Genomic DNA, 23,012 nt, shown 5'->3' on the forward strand with positions numbered 1-23,012 from the left:
CCGGGTGAAGCATGGTGTCTGAGAGGGGCACGGATGACCACGAGGCCGGCGGCTCCCGACCCGCAGCGCGACCGCCACGTCGCCTTCCCGGATGAGGCGCCGGCACCAGGCCTGCCGCCCACCGCATGGGCGCCTGATCCCCGGACCCGCGTCCCCGGACCTCCTCCGTCGCACCGCGGGCCGCGTCGGCGTCGGAGCAACGCGGGGTGGTGGGTGGTCGCGGCGTTCTTCGCCCTGCCGGTCCTGGGGAGTGCGGTGGACAGCACCGGCTTGCCGAGCGACGAGTTCGGTCGGCACCAGCCCGCCGAGCACTGGCAGGGGCCTTCGGACCTCGAGGTCCGCATGCTTGAGGGTCGGGTCGTTGCAGGAGTCGAGCCACTCGGCCCGACGTACGCCGTCCCATCCGGGACGACGGCGTTCCGGGTGGAGGTGGCCGGGGCGGACGCGCGGGGGTCGCTCCAGGTGATCGGCGCGAACACCGACTTCCCCGTCGAGGAGCATGCGCTGCCCTTCGCCGTCGAGGTGGAGACGGACGCCGCCGAGGCATTCCAGTGGGTCTCCGCGCACAGCGCCTACCCGGACCGCGTGATCCAGTGCCGGATCTATGCCGGCGATAACCTCGTCGCCATCGAGACCGGGCACGGCGTCGCCGAGTGCGCGCTCCCGCCCAGTTGACGGAGCCGGTGCCTAGACGTCGGCGTCCGGGGTGGCGTTGGCACCGGCCCGACGGTTGTTGATGGCGACGCGCAGCGCCATCGCCTTCTCGAAGGCCGTGTGCCAGAAGCGGTTCAGGACCAGCTCCCGCTCACCGACGAGCTCGATGACGTCGGCGCCGGCGCCGAGCTTGAACAGGAGCAGGCCGATGAGCGGCGACGTGGCGCCCAGCGACGTGTTGAAGCCTCGGAGGTCGTAGGCCGTGCAGCCCGCGTCGATCGCGTCCTGGATCGCCTGCCACTGGAGCGCATTGCTCGCCCGCGCGTCCCGGTTGCGGCTCGTCGACCCGCCGTAGAGGTAGGAGGCCCGGTCGCCGACCCGCACCACGAGCGCCGAGGCGAGCACGTCCTCGTCGACGTGCGCCTCGTAGATGCGGCCGGTGACCTGCTCGCCGCCCGCTGAGCCCTCCGAGAAGGAGCGGACCATCTGCTCGAAGTACCACTTCGCCCGTGGGACGAAGTGGTCACGCTCGGCTGTCTCGGCGTAGAGGTCGTGGAACGTCGCGACGCCGTCGACGCCGACGGACCGGACCTCTACTCCCGCCTTGTCTGCCTTCTTGATGTTGCGGCGCCACTGCTGGTTCATCGACTTGAGGGCGGCCTCGCTGCTTCGTCCCTCGAGGTCGATGACACAGAGGTAACGGGGTTGCCCGACTGCGGCAGAGCTCCCCCAGCCGATGGGCCGCCAGCGATGCCGGTCGAGCCACGTCTCGATGCGGCGCGCGATGGGGTTGTCGATCGTGGGCGGAAGCGTCGTGAACGACATCAGTCCGCCCTCGCCGATCTGCTTCTTGACGACGTCGGGCTGCCACGAGCGTGACACCACGGGGAAGCCGAGCCGCAGGGCGAACGCTCCCGCCGACGTCGCCCAGGCGACGAGCGGGTCGATCCACGCGCCGGGGTCCGCCGCCACGGCGTCCCACGGCAGCGCCGGCCCTTCCGGAAGGTACGCGAACGAGCGCCGCAGGCGAGGAAGATTGCGGGACAGCACGAGACCAGCGCCGACGCGGGCTCCCGTCGCGTCGAACCAGCCGAGGTGGACGGAGGTCCAGTCCGGCTTGGTTCGTGCCCATGCGGGCGTCTGCAGGAAGCTGCCGCCGAGCTCGACCAGGGTCGCCTGGGCCTCCTCAGCAGTGATCGGCCGGACCGTGAGTGGGCCGCTGGGCAGGCTCGGCTCGGTCTGCTCGCTCGAGGCGTCATCCATGGCGGTCACCCTATCGACGCCGTCCGGCGCTCCCGGTTGCGGCGGATCCACAGCAGGCCGAGCACGGGCAGGATGAGCGGCACGTAGCCGTAGCCCTGGCCGAAGTGGGACCACACCGTCTTGTCCGGGAAGGCGTCCGGAGCCGCGTAGGAGATGGCGCCGACGACGAGGACGCCGATGAGCTCGATGACGATGGCGACGGAGGCGATGCGGACCGACGTGCGATCACCCCGCGCCAGACCGAGGGTGGCCACGATGTAGATCAGGGCTGCCACTGCCGAGAGGAGGTAGGAGACCGGGGCCCGCTCGAAGTACTCGACGATCTGCAGGACGCTGCGGCCGGTCGCGGCGAGGGCGAGCAGCCCGTAGAGCGCGACGATGAGACGTCCGGGTCCCCGTCCGGTGTGCAGGGCCGGGGCGGGGTCAGGCATTGAGGCTCCAGATCTGCTGGACGCGGGCGATGAGGATGGCGACGACCACCGCTCCCCCGAGCACCACGGCCATGGACCACTGGGTCTTCTCCTTGATCGCGATGTAGATCGTGACGGGGAGGATGACGAGGACGGTGAACAGGTAGGCGACGAACGTCGCTCTCTCGGAGCCGTCCCCGATCGCGCCGGCCTGCGTGAGGCCGTGGACGAGCTGCACCACGAGACCCAGCTCGATCGCGGCGCCCACGAGCAGGAGGAGGTCGTCGACCCGGCGCCTGCGCACCAGGTGGTGCCCTGCGATGAGGCCGAGCACTCCGGAGGCGACGAGGAGCGACACGGTCAGCGGGGCGAGCACCCCGGAATCCTACGGTGTGGGGCCAGAGGCCACCGAACCGGCCGGGCACCGTAGATTTCACCCTGACCGTGCCGTCGACGAAAGGGCCAGCCCATGGTCGCGCACCGACCGATCGCCCTCGACCGCGCCGCCGGTGTGCTCCTCGGTTGCGCGTGCGGGGATGCCTTGGGCGTGCCCTACGAGATGGCTGCGCCCCCTGTCGGCGAGGCGGTGATGAAGGGCGGTGGCCTCGGCCCCTACGAGCCGGGCGAGTGGAGCGACGACACGCAGATGACCCTGTGTGTCGCGGACGTCGCTGCTCGGGGTGTCGACCTGACCAGCGCCGAGGCCCTGGACGCCGTCGCGGACGCGTTCTCGGCGTGGCTCGTCGGTGGGGCGACTGACGTCGGCGCCCAGACCAGGACGGTTCTCCTGGATGCGGGGCGCCTCGAGGGCCGCCCCCATGAGCGACTGACGGCGGCCAGCCGGGCGCTCCACGAGCGCACCGGACTCACCGCCGGCAACGGCGCCCTGATGCGCACGTCGGTCGTCGGCATCTGGAACGTCGGTGATCGATCGGCAACCGCGCGGGCCGCCCGCTCCATCGCCGAGCTGACCCACGCCGACCCCCTGGCCGCGGACTCCTCGATCCTGTGGTCGGAGGCCATCCGCGTGGCGACCACCGAGGGGCGACTCGACCTGGGGGCGGGGCTGGACCTCGTCACTCCGGAGCACGCCGGGAGGTGGGCCCAGTGGATCGAGGAGGCGACCGGCGAGGACCCCGGGCGCTTCGTCAACAACGGCTTCACCGTGACCGCCCTCCAGGCGGCCTGGGCCGCGATCACGACGACCGATCGGGGCGATGCGTCAGCCATGCACCTGCAGCGTGGGCTGCAGGCTGCCGTGGGGGCTGGCCATGACACCGACACGGTTGCGGCGATCGCTGGCTCCCTCCTCGGGGCTCGCTACGGCGCCTCTGCGGTGCCCACGCAGTGGCGCCGGGTGGTCCACGGCTGGCCGGGCTACCGCGCCCATGACCTCGTCGAGATCGGCGTGTCCACGTGGTCCGGCGGTCGGACGCCCGGGACCTGGCCGTCGGTGGCGACGATGGCGGATCCGGCGATCCCGCAGCTCGGCCTGCCCCACCCGATCGACCCCGACATCGTCCTCGGCACGATGAGCGACCTCTCCCGCACCAAGGAGCTCGGGGTCCAGGCCGTCGTGTCGCTCTGCCCGCTCGGCCTGGAGGACATCCCAGCCGAGGGGATCCCGCACCGGGACCACCTCGAGGTCTGGATGAACGAGGACGACTCAGAGGACTTCAACCCCCACCTCGACTTCGTCCTCGACGACGTGTCCTCCGCCTTGCGCCAGTTCCGCGCCGAGGGCAAGCGAGTCCTGGTCCACTGCCGCGACGCGACGCACCGCACCCCGGCCGTGGCGCTGCGCTACGCGGTCGACCTTGGAGTGGTCCCGGAGCTGGCCGAGCGTTCGATCCTGCAGGCCTTGCCGGGCATCCGGGGAAGGGGTCGGCTCTGGCAGGTGGCCGCCCATGGCCTCACCGGCTGACGTCGGCCGGACACACGTGAGCGACCGCCCCCAGGGATAAGGGCGGTCGCTGTGGCAGGCCCGTCAGTCACGAGCCAAGTCGGTCACCGGAGGATGCCGTTGCCGACCTTCCGGCCCCACCACTTGCCGACACCCCAGGTGTCGCCCGCGTAGGTGGCGGCGACGACGATGAGGGCCAAGGCCTCGATCCAGTGGGAGTCGGTGATGGGGTTGGTCGCCCGCTCCTGGTAGAGCGGGAACTGCGCGAGGTACATGAAGAGCAGCAGCGCCGTGCCGGTCCAGGCGGCGATCTTGAGGCCCGCGCCCGTGAGGAGCGCGAGACCGATGCCGAACAGGCCGATCATGAACAGCCAGTCGGCCCAAGGCCCCGCGATGTTGGCGAAGAACTGCGCGAACGGGTTGTCCGTCTCTGCGCCGCCCTTCATGAAGCCCTGCGCCGGCGTGCCGCCATTGATCCAGGCGCGGTCGGACGGCGTGGAGAAGCCGAGGCCGAAGAGCTTGTCGACGAAGGCCCACATGAAGGTCCACCCCATGACGAGGCGCATGATGGCGAGGAAGCGGCGTGCCCAGGCGGAACGGACGATCTCCTCCTCGAACGTGACGATGCCGTCGGCGGGGTGCTTGGTGTCGACGTCGTGAATGCGACTGACGTCGTTGTGGTGGATGGTGGCCATGGATCTCATCTCCAGCTTTGTAGGTGATCCGGCAGGCCCTGTGCTGTCGGTACTACAGAGTGTAGTAGTTGACCCGTCACCTCTTTCAAGTGTGGCGGGTGTGATCTACGAGTCATTCCCCCAACGCCGTCGCCTACGGTGGGGGCATGGCTCTGGCGACCTACAAGGACCTCTGCATCGACGCGTCGGATGCACCCGCGCTCGCGGCCTTCTGGGCTTCCCTGCTCGGCTGGGAGTCGTACGTCCACGACGACGGCGACGCGAGCCTGCGCCGAGGCGGCCCGGCCAATGGGGTCGGCGAGGTGATGGTGTGGGTCAACGAGGTGCCCGAGCCGGTGACCGTGAAGAACCGCCTCCACATCGACCTCAACGCCACCTCGCTGGAGCCGGCGCTGGCTGCTGGCGCGGTCGTCGTGGACGACACCCAGCGCTGGACCGTGATGCGCGACCCGGACGGCCAGCTGTTCTGCGTCTTCGTGCGTGACCATCCGGTCGAGCGACCGTTCTACGAGCTCGTGTGGGACGTCACGGGCGGTGTCGACGAGTCCCGGCGGCTCGCCGACTGGTGGGGGCGGGTGCTCGGCGTCCCGGCCCAGCACGACTCGGAGTCGAGCTGGCTCGAGCACGTGCCCGGCACCCCCTTCGAGGTGATGGACTTCGGGCCGGTGCCGGAGGCCAAGACCACGAAGAACCGGGTACACATCGACGTGACCACGGCGGACGTCGACGGCCTCATCGCGGCCGGTGCGACCCGCCTGCGCAGGAAGGGCGAGGACGGCCTGAGGTGGGACGTGCTTGCCGATCCTGCAGGCAACGAGTTCTGCGCGTTCACGCCCGACTGAGCCCAGCGGCATACGGCATCACCCGCGGCCTCGCGAGGAGGGGTGGTCAGCGCACGCCGGTGCGCAGCATCTGGGGGATGACGAACTCTCCCGGGTACTCGGCCAGCTCCCGCACGAGGTCGGCGAGCGAGTCGAGGGAGCGCGACACGCCACCGTAGGACCCGTCGAGCCGGATCGGCCGGCACAGGATGCGGGTGCCGGCGTTGCGGATGACGATCTCGTTCTCCGGCGCACGGTCCGAGTTGCAGTGCACCAGCAGGCCGGTCGGGATGCCCATGGCCGAGGTGTACGCGACGAGGTTGAGGTAGTCGCGGGAGGCGAGATAGCCGTCGGCGCCCATCGAGTAGGACGCGTCGCCGACGAGCACGACCCGTGAGCCCTGGCGCACGATGAGGTCAGGCGCCATCGTGACCGCCCGGCCCTCGTCGAGCCAGACGTCCTCGTCCGCGTCGATCCGCAGGTCGGGGGCGAGGCGGTGGTCGAGCTCCTGGACGATCCACCGCCGGAACAGGTCGTCCATGTCCACCATGAGGCTGTGGGCCTGCTGGTCCCCCGCCTCGTGGGACAGGGACATCGCCTGGAGGACGAGCCGCGACAGGCGCATCGCGTCGGCGTAGTGCTCGTTCAGGCGGGTGACGGGCACCGGCACCGCGTGCCGGGTCGCCGGTGTGTCCGAGACCCCGTCGAAGCGCCCCAGGACCCGCAACGCCTCCCGGCGCACCTCTGGCGCCAGCTGCGGCCAGGCCAGCATCGCCTGGAGCGTGCACCGGAAGAGCTGGTTCTCCAGGATGTCGGACGTGAAGTCGTCGTACCGACACTGCGGCTCCGATGCCGTCCACGGGCGGCGCGCGAACTCCTCGACGAGCAGGCGCCCGCGGATGGTCCGCAGCTTCTCCTCGCGCGCCACGTAGCCGTGCACGAGGCCGCGCATCGTCGCTGCGTCGATGAGCCGGATCGCGAAGTACGCGACGCCGTCGATGAGCTCGTCCGTGTCGGACCACGTGACCTGCTCGTGCTCGAACTGCTCGGCCGACACACCGGCGCTCAGCATCGCGAAGAAGTTGGCGACCGACACCCGGGGCATGACCCGCACCACGAGACCAGGGACCGCCAGGGCGCCGACCCAGCTCGTCGCCCCGATCGTCACGACGTCAGGGTCGGCCGTCGCGTGGATGACCAGCCGCTCGCCGGCGGCCGCGACGAGGGCGCCGCGCGTCTCCCGGTCCAGCCGCACCGGGCCCGATCGACCGTGCTCCGGGATCGGCGGAAGCTCGATCGTCATGTCGCGGGCTGGCGGTGCGCAGCGGACGGGATCGCGAGGTCGAACCGTCCGTACCGGGCCCGGACGTTCTCCCAGCGGAACTGGGCGAGCTCGTGCTCCCGGCCGTAGAGCTGGTCCTCGATGAACGGGTACACGTTGTAGTCCCAGATGCGCCGCAGCGTCGCCTCGTCACCGTCGAGCCCCGGGCGCATGAAGTACGAGTGGCCGATCTGCAGGTGCGGGCCACGCAGCGCGCGGCGCAGGTCCTCGTTGACCCGGTCGACGAGGTCGGCGACCCAGACCGGGCCGTCATTCGCCTCGAGCCAGCGACGGAGCAGCCCCTCCATCGGACCGTCGTGCGGCATGAAGGGCACGAAGTCGAACCGCCGGCGCAGTGCGGCGTCGACGAGCGCGATGGAGCGGTCCGCCGTGTTCATCGTGCCGATGAAGTACAGGTTCGGGGGCAGCTCGAAGCCCTCGTCCGGCCGGTAGGAGGTCTTGACCGAGTGCGACCGGTACTCCAGGAGGAAGAGGAGCTCGCCGAAGACGCGGGGCAGGTTGGCCCGGTTGATCTCGTCGATGATCATGACGTGCGGCGTCAGGGGGTCCGCCTCCGCGGCCTCCGCCAGGAGCGCCAGCGGACCCTTGCGCAGCTCGTAGACCATCTGACCCTGGTGGTCGATCTGCGGCCGGAAGCCCTCGAAGAAGTCCTCGTAGGAGCTGCTCGGGTGGAACTGGACGATGTCGCGCTTGGCCGGGTCCGGCTGCATGGCCTGGGCGAAGCGCTGCGCGAGGAACGTCTTGCCCGTGCCGGGCGGCCCGTAGAAGATGACCTGCCTCTTCTCCTCGAGCAGCCCGCGGATCTCGCGGAGGAACTCCTCGCCGATGAGCAGGTCCTTGGCCGCCTCGCCGAGGGCGTCGTGATCGGGCATGAGCGCCTTGTCGGAGCGGCGCATGAGCCAGTAGGCGAGCTGGGCCTGCCCCCAGGGATCGTCCGGCAGGAGCGGGTCGAGCACCTGGCGCAGGAGCGCGTTGGTCTCGACGTGCATGCGACCGCGCGACTTGCCCTCGGTCCACCGGGCGGGACCGCCGAGACGGGCCAGCATCGCGATCTTGCCCGACTCCCCGGCGAGGGTGAACAGTGGCAGCCAGTGCTCGGGGTGCGCGATGGCGAACAGCTTCATGACGACGCTCTCGCTGAAGCCCTGCACGGGAAGGTCGTCGGCGGCGAGGACCGAGTTGATCCGCTCCTCGTCGCGCCCGTCACCCCAGAGCAGCTCACGGACCATGAGGCGCAGCTCGTCGATCCCGGCGGCATCGAGGGCGTTGATGGAGCTGATGAGCACCGACTGGGCGCCGATGTCGCCATAGCCGCGCGTCGACACGATGCGCTTGAACGTCGGGAGGTCGAAGTTCTCGAGACCGTCCCGGGAGAGCGCGCCGGCGAAGACCCGGCGCTGTTCCTGGTGCCACGCGTCCCGTTCGTTGGGATACGGGCGCTCGGCCTTGAAGACCTCGACCTCGGACTCCAGGTCGGCCATGGGGTTGAGCTCGAGATTCGGGTCCTCGGTGCCGCCACGCTGGCTCGAGGCCATGAACCGCAGGAGCGGCGTCAGTGCCCGGGCGGTCGTCGCGATCTCGTCGGCGACATCGGCACGCCCGAGGGCGCTCGAGTCCTTCCACCACGTGCCGACGAAGGCCTCGCCCCCGGGGTACTCGCGTCCGACCGGCTCGACCCGGCCCTCGGTTGCCGGCCGCACCTCCTCGTGGACCCGCAGGAAGCTGACGCCGCGAGGAAGATGCGACTGGAGGAGGGCACCGATCTCGCGATGCTGCTCGGCGCTCTCGCCCTCCCACCCGCCGTGGAGGCCGAAGGCGACACCGGACGGGGTCACCCACAGCCGGAAGCCCGGGGCGCCCGCGCCGCCGACGAGGATCCACGAGGCGTAGAGGTCGGAGCGGTAGGCGGAGTCGTCCCCCGCGTGCTGTTGGAGGGCCAGCGTCGGCGCCTCCAGGTAGAGGCCCGTCTCGGCCGAGAGCCGCTCGATGAGGCTGTCGGAGATGTGGTCGGCCTCACCCCGGAGCTGGCGGGCGAGATCCGCGGCGCGGTCCTCGTGCTTCGCGCTGGCGTACCCGGTCGCGGGGCGGAACTCTGCGGCGAGCTCGGCTGCCTCCAGGCACACGTCGATGGCCTTGGGAGCGATGCCGACGAAGGCCTCGGTCTCCTTGAACCACCAGAGGATGCGGGACGCGTAGCGCGGGTCGTCGGGACGCAGGGATGCACAGAGGGCCGCGAAGGCGACGTAGCGCTCGGCATGGGACAGGCCGCGCTCGAGCCAGCCGAGCCGCTGGAGCATGTGCGGAGCGTTCTCCCACATGAGCGGCCACTCGCCGCCGTCGTCGGTCGACCAGAAGAGGGACAGGACGTACGCGGTCTGCGCCGGGCTCGGCCCCCGCTGCCCGCGACCACCCGAGCGAGCCAGGAAAGCATCGACGGAGTGGAGGCGGTCGGCCGCCGCCTGGGGAGTCGCGGGGGTCTGGAGCGCGGCCACGAGCAGCTCGACGACCTCCGCGTGGTCCTCCTCGGCGCGTCGGACGAGCGCCGCCACCCAGGGGCCGCCGACGGGGCCGAAGCCGACGTAGGGCCCGTCCTTGCGAGCCCAGTGACCGAGTGACTCCTTGAACGCCATGAGGTCCTTCGAGGCGACGAGGTCAGCGAGGATCTCTCGCAGCTCGCCGTTGCGCGCCGTGCGCTCCGCGTCCATCTCGGCGAACAGCGCCTTGGCGTCCTGGTCCGCCTCGGCCGATCGCTCGATGAGCGCGTACTTCGCGCGCCAACGCTTGACGTCGACGCTGTCAGTACGTGTCATGGGGCTCCCTCACACGCCCCGGGGGCAGGGGCGCTCTTGCTGCTGCACACGTGGAGGTAGGTGCAGGACCGCGGGCTAGGTTACCTGTCAGCCCCGCGGGGGCGAAACGCTGAAATGATCCGGTTATGCCCCAGACGGAGGAGGACACCCTCACAATGTCCTCCGGCCAATCCATCGAGTATGCCGCTGGGCTCGGTGGGTGCGAACGCCGGGGTGGGGTGGGTCCGGCGTCGCGAGCTCAGGCCGCCTCCGTCGTGGACGCCGGCGTCAGGTCCACGACCGCGCCGGGAACGGCGAGCGCCACGCCGAGCAGGGTGATCCCACTCGCCCGGCTCGCCCGCACGAACGCGTCTCGCAGGGCCCGGTCCCGCTCACTCGCCTCCGCGGAGCCGGGGCGGGCGACGACCATGACGACGGCCGACACTCCCCGCCCCACGATGTCGGCGAGGATCACGGCCAACCGGGCCTCGGCCTCGCCGCGGGGCAGGGCCGAGTTGACGGTCGTCACCGTGACCGGCTGCATGAGCCGCCCGTCGGCGTGGCAGAGCAGGAGCGCGACCCCGCCGATGGCCCGGAACGCCTCGAAGACCGCGAGGTCGACCACGCCCGCGAAGAGGTCTGGGTCCGTCATGGGGCGCCGGGCCCAGTCGCCTGGGAGCCCGCGGAAGGTTCCTGTCGTCATGCCACGAGCATGGCCAGTCCCACTCGACGGCTGCCGACGTTGTCCACAGCCCCTCTCGGCGACCACCGTCCGAGGTCCGTCATGGGCTGTCGGGGGCGAGGGCCTCGACGTACCATCAACTCACCCGGCCGTTGTTCTGCATGGATAACCAGCGGTCCGGAGCCGGCCGTAACCATGCATGCGGGCCGATCCTGCGCGATTGGTCCCAGGTGCGGCGCCCGCGCGGCGCCAGGGAGGCGACGATGGCGTCCTTCAGGGTGGCAGACCTCAGCGGAGTCGAACAGGACGGCGTGGTGCCCACGGCGTCGGTCAATGGCAGCCCCGTGCGCCTCGGCGGGGTCGGGCCGCACACGTCGGCCCTCGACTGGCTGCGCGAGCAGGGGTTGACCGGGGCCAAGGAGGGGTGTGCCGAGGGCGAGTGCGGAGCGTGCGCCGTCCTCATGGCCCGACCGGACGGGCCCGGACGGACGCAGTGGACCGCGTTCAACGCCTGCCTGGTCCCGGCTGCTTCGCTCGACGGCCAGGAGATCGTCACGAGCGAGGGCCTCGGCTCGCCCGACTCACTGCACCCGGTCCAGCGCGAGATGGCGGTTCGAGGAGGGTCGCAGTGCGGCTACTGCACACCGGGATTCGTCTGCAGCATGGCGGCGGAGTACTACCGCCACGGCCGCACACCGGAGACCGAGTCAGGGCGGTCCGCCATCGAGCACCCCGACGGCAACCGGCCCGGCGGCGGCCAGCCCGGCGGCGGCCACGAGATCGGGCCCAACGGCTTCGACCTCCAGGCCCTGTCCGGCAACCTGTGCCGCTGCACCGGCTACCGGCCGATCCGTGATGCCGCCTTCGCGGTCGGTGCGCCGCCGCCCGATGACGCGCTCGCCACCCGTCGGGGGCGTCCGGCGCCGCCGACACCTCGGACGCGAATCACCGCCTCGACTGGGACGTACGCCCGGGCCGCCGACCTCGCCGAGGCCCTGGCGCTGCTCAGGGCGAGCCCCGACGCCGTGCTCGTCGCCGGATCCACCGACTGGGGCGTCGAGGTCAACCTGCGAGCCGCCCGACCATCGTTCGTCATCGGCATCGACCGGGTGCCCGAGCTGCGGACGCTCGAGGTCGGCGCGGACAGCATCGAGATCGGCGCCGCGCTCACCTTCTCCGAGATCGAGACCGGCCTCGACGGCCGCGTCCCCCTGGTCGCCGACCTGATTCCCCAGTTCGCCTCTCGGCTGATCCGCAACACGGCCACGATCGGGGGCAACCTCGCCACGGCCTCCCCCATCGGCGATGTGGCACCAGCGCTCCTCGCCCTGGAGGCCACCGTGGTCCTCGCGTCCGAGCGAGGAGGGCGAGAGGTCCCGCTCGCGGACTACTTCACCGGCTACCGCGAGACGGTCCGACGCCCGGGCGAGCTGATCCGCGGGGTGCGCATCCCGCTCCCCCTGAGCCCGATCGCCGCCTTCCACAAGATCGCGAAGCGGCGCTTCGACGACATCTCGAGCGTCGCCGCCGCGTTCGCGATCACCGTCGACGACGGCATCGTGACGCGGGCGCGGATCGGGGTGGGCGGGATCGCCGCCACCCCCATCCGGGCGCTCGCGACCGAGGCCGCCTTGGAGGGCCGGCCCTGGACTCCCGAGACGGTCCGGACGGCGGCGGCCGTCATGCGCGGCGAGGGGACTCCCCTGGACGACCACCGCGCCAGCGCGGCCTACCGGACCGCGATGCTCGGCACCGCACTGCTCAGGCTCCACGACGCGCATCCGCGGCCCGGCGACTCGGGGCGGAAGTCGGGACCGGAGGAGGTGGGCGCATGAGCCGCCTGTCCGACCGCCCGGGCAACGCCTCCACCGGCCTGCCCATCCCGCACGAGTCGGCCGCGCTCCACGTGACCGGAGCAGCGCTGTACACCGACGACCTGCTGGCCCGGACTCCCGGGATCCTGCACGCCCACCCGGTGCAGGCCCCGCACGCCCACGCCCGCGTGAGACGGCTCGACGCGTCGGTCGCGCTCACCGTTCCCGGCGTCGTACGGGTGCTCACCGCAGCCGACGTGCCGGGGCTCAACGACTCCGGCGTGAAGGGCGACGAGCCGCTCTTCCCGGCCGAGGTCAGGTACTACGGCCAGGCCGTCTGCTGGGTCCTCGGCGAGACGCTCGAGGCCGCCCGGATCGGTGCCGCTGCGATCGCTGAGGACGGGGTCGACTACGAGCCGCGGCCGGCGCTCATCAGCCTCGGTGAGGCGATCGCCGCAGGAAGCTTCCAGGGCGCCGCCCTGCACGTCCGTCGCGGCGACGTGGAGCCCGCGCTCGCGACGTCGGCCCACGTCTTCACCGGCGAGATCGAGTTCGCCGGCCAGGAGCACTTCTACCTCGAGACCCAGGCCTCCATCGCCCTCGTCGACGAGTCGGGCCAGGTGCTCGTCCACAGCAGCACCCAGCACCCGAGCGAGACGCAGGGCATCGTCGCCCATGTCCTCGGCGTGCCCGACCACGCGGTGACCGTCCAGTCCCTGCGCATGGGCGGCGGCTTCGGGGGCAAGGAGATGCAGCCGCACGGCTTCGCCGCCGTTGCGGCGCTGGGCGCGATCCTCACGGGAAGGCCGGTCCGGGTGCGGCTCACCCGGCCCCAGGACTTCTCGATGACCGGCAAGCGCCATGGCTTCCACGCGTCGTGGCAGGTCGGCTTCGACGCGGAAGGGCGCCTGAGCGCGCTCGATGCCACCCTGACCTCGGACGGCGGCTGGAGCCTCGACCTGTCCGAGGCGGTGCTGGCGCGGGCCCTGTGCCACGTCGACAACGCGTACCACATCCCAAACGTCAGCGTCCGCGGACGGGTCGCCAGGACCCACAAGACCTCCCAGACGGCGTTCCGCGGATTCGGCGGTCCCCAGGGCATGCTCGTCATCGAGGACATCCTGGGACGATGCGCTCCCCACCTCGGCCTCGAGCCGGACGAGCTGCGCCGGCGCAACCTCTACGCCACCGGGCAGCGAACCCCCTACGGCCAGGAGGTCCGGCACGCGGACCGGCTCGTCCGCGCCTGGGACACCCTCTCCGCGAACGCCCGGCTCGACGAGCGGCGCGCCGAGGTCGCCGCGTTCAACGCCGCGCACCCGCACACGAAGCGCGGGCTGGCAGTCACCCCGGTCAAGTTCGGCATCTCCTTCAACTTCACACCGCTGAACCAGGCGGGTGCGCTCGTGCACGTCTACAAGGACGGCTCGGTGCTCGTCAACCACGGCGGCACGGAGATGGGGCAGGGCCTGCACACCAAGATGATCCAGGTCGCCGCGACCGCGCTGGGCGTGCCGCTGTCCCGCATCCGGCTCGCCCCCACCCGGACCGACAAGGTGCCCAACACGTCCGCCACGGCAGCGAGCTCGGGCGCCGACCTCAACGGCGGCGCCGTCAAGGACGCCTGCGAGCAGATCCGCACCCGGCTGGACGGCGTCGACGGCGGCGCGGACCTTCCCTGGGAGGACCTCGTCGCCAAGGCGTACCTCGAGCGGGTCCAGCTCTGGGCGGCCGGGTACTACCGGACCGAGGGACTGCACTGGGACATCTCCACGATGCAGGGATCCCCCTTCAAGTACTTCGCCTACGGCGTGGCAGCGGCGGAGGTCGAGGTCGACGGCTTCACCGGTGCCTACCGGACGAGACGGGTCGACATCGTCCACGACGTCGGCGACAGCCTCAGCCCGATCGTGGACATCGGCCAGATCGAGGGCGCCTTCGTCCAGGGTGCCGGCTGGCTCACGCTCGAGGACCTGCGCTGGGACGAGGGCGACGGTCCCACGCGGGGCCGTGTCGCGACCCAGGCGGCGAGCACCTACAAGCTGCCCTCCTTCTCGGAGATGCCCGAGGTGTTCAACGTGACCCTGCTCGAGCACGCCCACGAGGACGGTGCGGTCTACGGCTCCAAGGCGGTCGGCGAACCGCCCCTCATGCTCGCCTTCTCGGTGCGCGAGTCGCTCCGCCAGGCCGCGGCGGCCTTCGGCCAGCCCGGAGTGAGCATCGACCTCGCCTCCCCTGCCACACCAGAAGCCGTGTACTGGGCGATCGAGCTGGCGCGGAGCACGCTTGCCGAGAGCAGGACCTCCACCATGCCGTATGCCGCTGAGCGCGCTCCCGGCAACGGCTCACCGGGTGCCCCCGCCCTTTCAGGCAAAGGGGCGGCGCGCACGACCCGGGTGACGTCGTGAACTGGATTCGGGCTGTCGAGCGCCTCCGGACCGACCGGCGCCCCGGCGTCCTCGTCACCCTCGCCAGCGTCCGCGGCCACGCACCGCGAGAGGCCGGCGCCAAGATGGTCGTCGCCGAGAACGGTGCCTGGGACACGATCGGCGGCGGGAACCTCGAGGCCACCGCCGTCGCTCGCGCACGTGAGCTCATCGCGGACGGTCGGCGTGCACCGGTGACCCTGACCCTGACGTTGAGTGACAAGGCACCGTCCGAGCACGGCCAGCAGTGCTGTGGCGGTGAGGTCTCCCTCCTGCTCGAGCCGCTCCTCATCGTGCCGTCCGTGGCGATCTTCGGCCTCGGACACGTCGGTATGGAGCTGGCCCGAATCCTCGCTCGGCGCGACCTCGAGCTGCATCTGGTCGACTCCCGCGCCGACCTGCTCGAGCCGGAGCGGCTGCGGCCGCTCGACGACGCGCTGGCCCGCATCCACGTTCACCACGCGCCCGTGCCCGAGCTCGTCCTCGGTCAGATCCCGACTGGCACACATGTGCTCGTCATGACCCACGACCACGGCGAGGACGCCGCCCTGTGCGACGTCGCGCTGCGCTGCGGCCATCTCGGCTCGATCGGCCTCATCGGGTCGGCGTCGAAGTGGCGACGCTTCCAGACGATCCTCGCCCGAGAGGGCCACGCACCCGAGGCGATCGCCCGGATCGCCTCGCCGATCGGCCTGCCGCACCTGCGCGGCAAGGACCCCTCGACGGTCGCGATCGGAGTGGCCGCCGCGCTGCTCCAGTCGCTCGAGATCGAGGCCGTCGGCTCGCGCAGTGCTGCCCGGGAGGGTGGCCGGTGACGGTCTTCCGCGGGACGGTCCTCGACACGCCGGGCGACACCAGTCTCGGGAGCATCAGGCTCCGCACCGAGGCCGACGCCGCGCTCGTCGTCGACAACGGCCGGATCTCCGCGCGCGGGCCCTTCGCCGAGACGGTGCGCGACCACCCCGGGCGCGAGGTGGTCGACCTTCGCGAGGGGCTGATCCTGCCCGGCCTGGTCGACGCCCACGTCCACTATCCCCAGGTCCGTGTCATCGGGGCCCTGGGCATGCCCCTGCTCCAATGGCTCGACGAGTGCGCCCTGCCGGAGGAGGCGCGCCTCGCGTCGATCGACTACGCCCAGCAGGTCGCCGACGAGTTCGTCCAGGGCCTGGTCTCTGCCGGCACGACCACCGCGCTCGTCTTCGGATCCCACTTCGCGAGCGCGGTCGACGCGCTGTTCGAGCGAGTGGCCAGCGCCGGGCTGCGCGTCACGGCCGGGCTGGTGGCGAGCGACCGCTCCCTGCCGGAGCCTCTGCTCAGCACGCCGGATCGCTTCTATGCCGAGTCGATGGCCCTCGCCGCGCGGTGGCACGGCGTTGACCGCACCCGCTACGCGGTCACGCCGCGGTTCTCCTACTCCGCGAGCGAGGACATGCTCGATGCATGTGGGTCGGTGTTCAAGGACGTCGAGGGCTCCTGGTTCACATCGCACGTCAACGAGAACCTCGCCGAGGTCGCGGCGGTCGCCGAGCTGTTCGCCACCGCGGAGCACTACGTCGACACCTACGACCGATACGGGCTCGTCGGCCCGAGGGCGGTACTGGCCCACAACGTCCACGCCAGCGACCTCGAGGTCGCGCTGCTCGCGGCACGCGGCGCGTCGGTGGCCCACTGCCCGACGAGCAACGCCTCGCTCGGCAGCGGCAGGTTCCCGATGCGACGCCACGTCGAGCAGGGCGTCCGCATCGCCCTCGGCTCGGACGTCGGCGCCGGCACGGGGTTCTCGATGTTCAAGGAGGCGCTGCAGGCCTACCTCATGCAGCAGCTCCTCGGCGCCGACGGCCTGGCGCTCACCGCCCCGGACCTGCTCCACCTCGCGACCCGGTCCGGCGCGCTGGCCCTCGGGCTGGGCGACGAGGTCGGCGACCTCAGCGTCGGGAAGCAGTTCGACGCCCTCTGGATCCGGCCGGTCCCCGCCGACCCGCTCGATGTGGGGCTCCGGTATGCGGCCTCGCCCGAGGACGCCGTCGCCAAGACACTCGCCCTTGCGGGGGCCGCCGACATCGCCGGCGTCTGGGTCGATGGCCAGAGCATCGCGCACCACCCCCGATCGAGTGAACAGCTTCTCGTGATCGAGTGAACAGCTTCTGGGGCGTTCCGCCCCAGAAGCTGTTCACTCGATTGGGAGGGATGGGGAGCTGGACGGTGTCACATCGGCGGCGTGTACCGGCCGTCGATTGCTGTCCAGCCTCCGTCGACGAACAGCTGCGTACCCGTGACGAAGGACGATGCGTCGGACGCGAGGTAGACGACGGCCCCCGCGAGCTCGTCCGGCCTGGACCAGCGCCCCAGCGCACTCTTCGTCGCATACGCGTCGGCCCACTCCGGCACGGCCCTGATCTGGGCGGTCAGCGGGGTCTCGACCACCCCCGGTGCGATCGCGTTGAGACGGACGCCTTGCGGCCCGAGCTCGGCGGCGGCGGCACGCAGCAGCTGGACCAGCCCGGCCTTCGTCGCCGCGTAGACGCCCTGCCCCGGCTCCACCGTCATCGAGCGTATGGAGCTGAACGCGATGATGCTGCCCCGGCCCCGATCAGCCATGCCGGGACCGAAGGCCCGGACGAGGTCGAAGGCGGCGCGCAGGTTGAGGTCGACGACCCGGTCGAACTCGTCGTCGGCGTAGTCGAGGACCCGCTTGCGGACGTTGGTTGCCGCCGTGAAGACGAGCACGTCGACCACCCCGAGCTCGGCCGCCGCATGACGGACTGCATCCCGGTCGAGGACGTCGAGGCGGTAGCCGCTCATGCCCTCTCCGAGGTCGGCCGTATCCTCGGCAGCCGCCTGGTCGCGGTCCGCGCACACCACCTGCGCGCCGTGGGCGGCGAGCGCGAGCGCACTCTCCCGCCCGATGCCGCTGCCTGCACCGACGACGACGGCGCGGCGGCCGTCGAGCCGGAACAGCCGTGCATAGTCGGGTCGGTCGGTCACGGCGGACTCCCCCTACCGGTCGACGGACGGATGATGGCCATCCGCGTCACGGTCAGCTCCTCGATGGCGAAGCGGGGCCCTTCGCGTCCGACGCCCGAGTCCTTCACCCCGCCGTACGGCATGACGTCCGAACGGAAACCGGGCACCTCGTTGACGACGACCCCGCCGGTCTCGATGCGGTCGATCGCGCGGAACGCCGTGTCGAGCGAGCTGGTGAAGACGCTCGCGTGGAGCCCGTAGCGCGAGCGGTTCACGGCCTCGAAGGCCGCGTCGACCGACCCGACCGACCGCACGGCCACCACCGGCCCGAAGACCTCCTCGTCCCACGCGAGCTGCCCGTCGGGGACGTCGAGGAGCACGGTCGGCTGCAGCACGCCGTCCCGGACCTCGCCACCGCGCACCAGCGTCGCCCCTGCCGCGACGGCCGCGTCCACCCACGAGCGGACGCGCTCGGTGGAACGCTCGTCGATGAGGGCGGAGACCCTCGTCTCCGGCGAGCGCGGGTCGCCCACGACCACATCGCCCAGACGCATTGACAACGCGTCGAGGAAGGCGTCGCGTACCGCCTCGACCACGACGACCCGCTGGACCGAGATGCAGGCCTGGCCCGACGCGTAGTAGCCGCCGCGAACGACCGCATCCGCCGCAGCCGCCACGTCCGCATCCTCGGCGACGACGAGCGCCGAGTTCGAGCCGAGCTCGAGCAGGACCTTCGTCGGGGCGGCGTCCTTGGCGATCTGGTGTCCGACCGCGGCGGATCCGGTGAAGGACACCGCACCGACGCGCCGGTCGGTCGTCAGCGCCACGCCGACCTCGACCCCACCGGTGAGGAGCTGGACCAGCCCGCGCGGTGCACCGGCCGCAGCGAGCGCCTCGCGGACGAGATGGACGAGCCACAGCGTCGCGAGCGGAGTCTGCGGAGCGGGCTTGACCACCACGGGACACCCGGCGGCGAGGGCGGGCGCCAGCTTGTGCGATGCCAGCAGCAGCGGGTAGTTGTAGCCGGCGATCCCGACGACGACCCCAATCGGCCGGCGCACCCAGAACCCGAGCAGGCCCTCTCCGCTCGGCAGGAGGTCGAGGGGCACCGTCTCACCATGGAGCCGCGCGACCTCCTCGGCGGCCGTCGTCAGGGTCAACAGGGTGCGGTCCACCTCGACTCGGCAGTCGACGAGCGGCTTGCCCGTCTCGAGGACGAGGAGCTGCTCGAACTCGGCCCGCCGCTCGGCGACGGCGCGATGCGCCTCCGTCAGGGCTGCACGACGGACGTGTGATGGGAGGGACGCAGCGAGCTCTCGTAGCCCAGCAGCACACGAGACAGCTTGTGTGGCAAGCTCAGCCGACCCGACGGGCGCCTCAGCGACGAGCTCGCCACTGAACGGGAAGCGGACCTCCGTCGACGAGGGCGCCGGCACCCACTCCTCTCCGATCGGCAGGCCCGCGGGGTGAGCGATGCGATGAAGACCGGTCATGGGCCACCTCCGACGAGCTCGGCCGTGCCGCCGCCGCGCAGGGCCCGGCGCATGCTCGGCGCGGCCCGCAGCAGCTGCTGTGTGTAGGGATCCTGCGGCGAGTCGTAGACCTGCTCCGTCGGGCCGAGCTCGACGATCTCGCCCGCACACATGACGGCCACCCGGTCGCAGATGTGGCGGACGACGGACAGGTCGTGCGAGACGAAGACGAGCGTCAGGCCGAGCTCCTCGACCAGGTCGGTGATGAGGTTGAGCACCTGGGCACGCACCGACACGTCGAGCGCGCTCACGGGCTCATCGGCGAGCAGGATCGAGGGCCGCGGCGCCAGCGCCCGGGCGATCGAGATCCGCTGGCGCTGACCACCGGAGAACTGGTGCGGGAAGCGGCCGGCGGCCTGCCGCGAGAGCCCGACGGCCTCGAGGAGCTCGTGTACGCGTGCCTCCCGGGCGTCTCGGTCGTGGTTCCCTTGCGCGACAAGCGGCTCGGCGACGATGTCACGCACGCGCATGCGCGGGTCGAGGGAGCCCATGGGGTCCTGGAAGACGACCTGCAGCCGCGACCGCACGAAGCCGAGATCGCGCTCGCTCCGGCCGGTGATGTCCATGCCTTCGATGAGGATCTCGCCGCTCGTCGGTCGGTCGAGCGCTGCGATGAGCCGCATCAGGGTGGACTTGCCGCATCCCGACTCACCGACGATGCCGAAACGCTCCCCTCCCCCGACCTCGAAGCTGACCCCTCTGACCGCCTCAACCGCGCTTCCCTTGTGCCGCAGCGATGTCCGCGGCCTGCGGTAGTGCCGGGTGACGTCACGCACGACGATCGCCGCACTCATCGGTCCACCCCCGCGGGGTGCACGCAGGCATACCCGTGCTCCGGGCTCGCACCGCTCCACGGCGGGAGCACCTCGCACTCCGAGGTGGCGTGCGCGCAGCGCGTGCGGAAGACGCAGCCTTCGGGGAACATCCCGGCCGGAGGTACTGATCCGGGGATCGTCTCGAGCGGTGTGAGCGGGTCTGCCCCCTCGAGGTCGGACGCCCCGAGCAGCCCCTCGGTGTAGCGGTGCCGCGGCCGGGTGAAGACCTCCGACACCGGCCCGGCCTCGACGATGCGCCCGCCGTACATGACGAGCACCCGCTCGCAGACCGTCGCGACGACGGGCAGGTCGTGGGTGATGAAGAGCAGCGCCGAGTTGCGGGTCTCGACGCCTCGGACGATGAGGTCGAGGACGCGCGCCTGGACCGTGACGTCGAGCGCGGTCGTCGGCTCGTCGCACACGAGCAGCTCGGGGTCGTTGGCGAGGGCGATCGCGAGGACCACGCGCTGCCGCTGCCCACCCGAGAGCTGGTGCGGGTAGGCACGTGCGATCTCGGCCGGGCTGGGCAGCCCCACCTGCTCGAGCAGCGTGGTGACGCGCTCGCGGACCGGGCCCCGCCGTGCCTCGGGCCGACCTCCACGGCCCGCGTGCATGAGGATCGTCTCCGCGACCTGGGCACCCACTCGCATGGTCGGGTTGAGTGCGGTCATCGGCTCCTGGAAGACCATCGACACGTCGTTGCCGCGTGCCTGCGCCAGCTCGCGGTCGCTTGCCCCGACGACGTCGAGGTCCGCGCCGGCGAGGCGCGCCGAGCCCGTGACACGTGCCCCCTCGGGCAGCAGGCCGAGGAGGGCCAGGCTCGTCAGGGACTTGCCCGAGCCGGACTCGCCGATGAGGCCGACGCGCTCGCCGCGGCGGATCGAGAACGTCAGGTCGTGGAGCAGGTCGTGCCCCCCGATGCTGACCGAGAGCCCGCGCACGTCGAGCACGGGCCGCTCGTCGCCGACGACGGACGAATGGCCGTGTGCCGCTGGGCCGGCTGCCGCACGATCCGCTGGGTTCGCGCTCATCGTCGGTCCTCCAGCTTGGGGTCGTAGCGGTCACGCAGTCCATCCCCGAGCAGGTTGAAACCGAGCACCGCAAGGGCGATGGCGGCACCCGGGATGAACGCGAGGCGCGGCGCCGAGTAGAGCAGCTCCTGGCTCTCCTGGAGCATCCGGCCCCAGCTCGGCGTCGGGGGTGGGGTCCCGAAGCCGAGGAAGGAGAGCGCGGCCTCGGCGAGGACGGCGATGGCGAAGGCGACCGACGCCTGCACGATGACGAGGCTGCTCACGTTGGGCAGCACGTGCCGCAGGCCGATCGCCCACGGGCTGCGCCCAGCGGCGCGGGCCGCCAGGATGTACTCGGCGCTGAGCACCTGAAGAGCGCCGCTCCGCACGATGCGGGCGAAGATCGGGATCGTCGCGATGCCGATGGCGATCATCGCGACGAGCGTGCTGCCGCCGTAGATGGCACTGAACATGATGGCGAGCAACAGGGCGGGGAAGGCGAGGAGCAGGTCCATCCCCCGCATGAGGGTCTCGCCCAGCCAGCCCGTGGCCATGGCGGAAACGATGCCGAGTGGGACGCCGATCAGGCCGGCCACGCCGACCGCCACGACCCCGACGAAGAGCGTCGTGCGCGCGCCGACGAGGATCTGGCTGAACACGTCACGGCCGAACTTGTCGGTACCGAGCCAGTAGACCGGGTCACCCACGTCGCGCAGCCGCGCCTCCGCGTTGACCAGGGTGGGGTCATGCGGGGTCCAGACGAAGGACACGAGCGCCATGAGCACGACCACCGCGACGAGAATGCCGCCGACGACCAGGCTCGCGCCGGCGCGTCGGCGGACGTGCGGCTGTCCCGCCAATGCGAGCGCGTCGACCTCGCCGGGCGCCCGGACGCGCTCAGTGGCCTCGGTGGGCTGGGTGGGCTCGACGGTCATGCGTGTCCCGCCCGGAGCCGCGGGTCGATCGCCAGGTAGAGCAGGTCGACGAGGAAGTTGACCACCAGGACGGCGAAGACGAGGAGCATGACGATGTCCTGGACGAAGATCAGGTCCCGGTTCGAGACCTGGTCGAGCAGGAGGCTGCCGAGACCCGGGATGACGAAGACGCGCTCGACGACGACCGCACCGATGAGCAGTGTGGCCAGCTGCAGGGCGAGGACGGTGACGACGGGGATGGCGGCGTTGCGGGAGCCGTGCCGCCACAGCGCACGGAACGGGCCGAGTCCCTTGGCCCGGGCGGTGCGAATGTAGTCCTCGCGCTGGACGTCGAGGATCGAGCTGCGGACGTAACGGCTCAGCACCGCCCCTTGGACGAGGCCGAGCGAGAGCACCGGCAGCACGAGCTGGCGGAGGAACTGGACGGGATCCTCGTTGGGCGGGGTCCAGCCGTTGGCCGGCAACCAGCCGAGCCGGACGGCGAAGACGGTGATGAGCAGGATGCCGGCGAGGAACGCCGGGACTGCGACGCCGAGCTGCGACAGGCCCGTCAGGACGAACCCGCTCGGGCGGCGGTGCCGGATCGCCATCAGCGTGCCGAGGGGGACGGCGATGACGACCGCGAGGACCATGGCGCAGACGACGAGCCAGAGGGTCACCTGGAGCCGGTCGAGGATCTGGGGCGCGATCTCGACCTGGGACACGTAGCTGACGCCGAGGTCGAAGCGCACCAGCCCCGACACCCACGACAGGTACTGCACGATGAGCGGTTCGTCGAGCCCGAACTCCGCGCGCAGCTGCGCGACCGCCTCCTCCGACGCGTTGACCCCGAGCGCGACGCGGGCCGGGTCGCCCGGCAGCAGCACCATGAAGCCGAAGACGACGACGGAGCTCACCGCCAGGCTCACGACCAGGATCGCGGTCCTGCGGATGACGTGCAGCAGCATGGTCCTCCAG

At 71.4% G+C, this 23,012-nt stretch carries 20 protein-coding genes; 7 read left to right on the top strand and 13 right to left on the bottom strand.

The window, feature by feature from the left end:
* Positions 1-33: 33 nt before the first annotated feature.
* Positions 34-675: a hypothetical protein gene (locus tag VJN29_RS07215; protein WP_324142944.1), complete on the top strand. Its 642-nt coding sequence runs from the start codon at positions 34-36 to the stop codon at positions 673-675.
* Between the two features lie 12 nt (positions 676-687).
* Here the strand turns inward: VJN29_RS07215 and VJN29_RS07220 are convergent, their stop codons facing one another.
* From VJN29_RS07220 to VJN29_RS07230, 3 genes are read right to left on the bottom strand one after another with little or no spacing between them, the layout of a single operon-like run.
* Complete coding sequence (locus tag VJN29_RS07220; RefSeq protein WP_324142945.1) at positions 688-1,917, bottom strand: lipid II:glycine glycyltransferase FemX; 1,230 nt, start codon at positions 1,915-1,917, stop codon at positions 688-690.
* 5 nt (positions 1,918-1,922) lie between these two features.
* Complete coding sequence (locus VJN29_RS07225) at positions 1,923-2,348, bottom strand: hypothetical protein (RefSeq protein WP_324142946.1); 426 nt, start codon at positions 2,346-2,348, stop codon at positions 1,923-1,925.
* Positions 2,341-2,703 (bottom strand): hypothetical protein, encoded by a 363-nt coding sequence (locus VJN29_RS07230; protein ID WP_324142947.1) that lies wholly within the window; start codon positions 2,701-2,703, stop codon positions 2,341-2,343. The genes VJN29_RS07225 and VJN29_RS07230 overlap by 8 nt, the downstream gene beginning before the upstream one ends.
* Positions 2,704-2,796: 93 nt before the next feature.
* Here VJN29_RS07230 and VJN29_RS07235 point away from each other — a divergent pair, with 93 nt between their 5' ends.
* Positions 2,797-4,251 (top strand): ADP-ribosylglycohydrolase family protein, encoded by a 1,455-nt coding sequence (locus tag VJN29_RS07235; RefSeq protein WP_324142948.1) that lies wholly within the window; start codon positions 2,797-2,799, stop codon positions 4,249-4,251.
* A gap of 83 nt (positions 4,252-4,334) precedes the next feature.
* On the opposite strand, the gene VJN29_RS07240 is transcribed toward VJN29_RS07235, so the two are convergent.
* The gene (locus VJN29_RS07240) at positions 4,335-4,925 is read right to left on the bottom strand and encodes a DoxX family protein (protein WP_324142949.1); all 591 of its coding nucleotides are present in this window, start codon (positions 4,923-4,925) and stop codon (positions 4,335-4,337) included.
* Between the two features lie 146 nt (positions 4,926-5,071).
* Here VJN29_RS07240 and VJN29_RS07245 point away from each other — a divergent pair, with 146 nt between their 5' ends.
* On the top strand, positions 5,072-5,767 hold the full coding sequence (locus tag VJN29_RS07245) for a VOC family protein (protein WP_324142950.1): 696 nt from the start codon (positions 5,072-5,074) through the stop codon (positions 5,765-5,767).
* A gap of 46 nt (positions 5,768-5,813) precedes the next feature.
* Here the strand turns inward: VJN29_RS07245 and VJN29_RS07250 are convergent, their stop codons facing one another.
* The 3 genes from VJN29_RS07250 to VJN29_RS07260 all read right to left on the bottom strand — a co-directional run bounded on the left by VJN29_RS07250 (position 5,814) and on the right by VJN29_RS07260 (position 10,580).
* Entirely contained in the window at positions 5,814-7,049 is a 1,236-nt protein-coding gene (locus VJN29_RS07250; RefSeq protein WP_324142951.1) for an McrC family protein, read from the bottom strand.
* A complete protein-coding gene (locus VJN29_RS07255) occupies positions 7,046-9,898 on the bottom strand; it encodes an McrB family protein (RefSeq protein ID WP_324142952.1) in 2,853 nt (950 codons plus the stop codon). The genes VJN29_RS07250 and VJN29_RS07255 overlap by 4 nt, the downstream gene beginning before the upstream one ends.
* A 238-nt stretch (positions 9,899-10,136) precedes the next feature.
* Positions 10,137-10,580, bottom strand: coding sequence for a hypothetical protein (locus VJN29_RS07260; protein WP_324142953.1), 444 nt, complete (start codon positions 10,578-10,580; stop codon positions 10,137-10,139).
* Positions 10,581-10,822: 242 nt separating this feature from the next.
* On the opposite strand from VJN29_RS07260, the gene VJN29_RS07265 reads away from it, so the two are divergent.
* Genes VJN29_RS07265 through guaD form a run of 4 tightly spaced genes read left to right on the top strand, consistent with a single transcriptional unit; the run spans position 10,823 to position 16,936 of the window.
* Positions 10,823-12,394, top strand: a complete 1,572-nt coding sequence (locus tag VJN29_RS07265) for a xanthine dehydrogenase small subunit (RefSeq protein ID WP_324142954.1) — start codon at positions 10,823-10,825, stop codon at positions 12,392-12,394.
* Complete coding sequence (gene xdhB, locus VJN29_RS07270; protein WP_324142955.1) at positions 12,391-14,781, top strand: xanthine dehydrogenase molybdopterin binding subunit; 2,391 nt, start codon at positions 12,391-12,393, stop codon at positions 14,779-14,781. The genes VJN29_RS07265 and xdhB overlap by 4 nt, the downstream gene beginning before the upstream one ends.
* Complete coding sequence (xdhC, locus tag VJN29_RS07275; protein ID WP_324142956.1) at positions 14,778-15,614, top strand: xanthine dehydrogenase accessory protein XdhC; 837 nt, start codon at positions 14,778-14,780, stop codon at positions 15,612-15,614. Before xdhB ends, xdhC begins: the two co-directional genes overlap by 4 nt.
* Positions 15,611-16,936, top strand: coding sequence for a guanine deaminase (guaD, locus tag VJN29_RS07280; protein ID WP_324142957.1), 1,326 nt, complete (start codon positions 15,611-15,613; stop codon positions 16,934-16,936). Before xdhC ends, guaD begins: the two co-directional genes overlap by 4 nt.
* Before the next feature lie 68 nt (positions 16,937-17,004).
* Here the strand turns inward: guaD and VJN29_RS07285 are convergent, their stop codons facing one another.
* From VJN29_RS07285 to VJN29_RS07310, 6 genes are read right to left on the bottom strand one after another with little or no spacing between them, the layout of a single operon-like run.
* Positions 17,005-17,784 carry an SDR family oxidoreductase gene (locus VJN29_RS07285; RefSeq protein WP_324142958.1) on the bottom strand — a complete coding sequence of 260 codons (780 nt, stop codon included), beginning with the start codon at positions 17,782-17,784 and terminating at the stop codon, positions 17,005-17,007.
* Positions 17,781-19,256, bottom strand: a complete 1,476-nt coding sequence (locus VJN29_RS07290) for an aldehyde dehydrogenase family protein (protein ID WP_324142959.1) — start codon at positions 19,254-19,256, stop codon at positions 17,781-17,783. Before VJN29_RS07290 ends, VJN29_RS07285 begins: the two co-directional genes overlap by 4 nt.
* Positions 19,253-20,089, bottom strand: coding sequence for an ATP-binding cassette domain-containing protein (locus VJN29_RS07295; protein WP_324142960.1), 837 nt, complete (start codon positions 20,087-20,089; stop codon positions 19,253-19,255). The genes VJN29_RS07290 and VJN29_RS07295 overlap by 4 nt, the downstream gene beginning before the upstream one ends.
* Entirely contained in the window at positions 20,086-21,141 is a 1,056-nt protein-coding gene (locus VJN29_RS07300; protein WP_324142961.1) for an ABC transporter ATP-binding protein, read from the bottom strand. The genes VJN29_RS07295 and VJN29_RS07300 overlap by 4 nt, the downstream gene beginning before the upstream one ends.
* Complete coding sequence (locus VJN29_RS07305) at positions 21,138-22,055, bottom strand: ABC transporter permease (RefSeq protein ID WP_324142962.1); 918 nt, start codon at positions 22,053-22,055, stop codon at positions 21,138-21,140. The genes VJN29_RS07300 and VJN29_RS07305 overlap by 4 nt, the downstream gene beginning before the upstream one ends.
* A complete protein-coding gene (locus tag VJN29_RS07310; RefSeq protein WP_324142963.1) occupies positions 22,052-23,002 on the bottom strand; it encodes an ABC transporter permease in 951 nt (316 codons plus the stop codon). Before VJN29_RS07310 ends, VJN29_RS07305 begins: the two co-directional genes overlap by 4 nt.
* Positions 23,003-23,012 lie beyond the last annotated feature (10 nt).

This window comes from Intrasporangium sp. (genome assembly GCF_035280925.1).
Lineage (GTDB): Bacteria > Actinomycetota > Actinomycetes > Actinomycetales > Dermatophilaceae > Intrasporangium.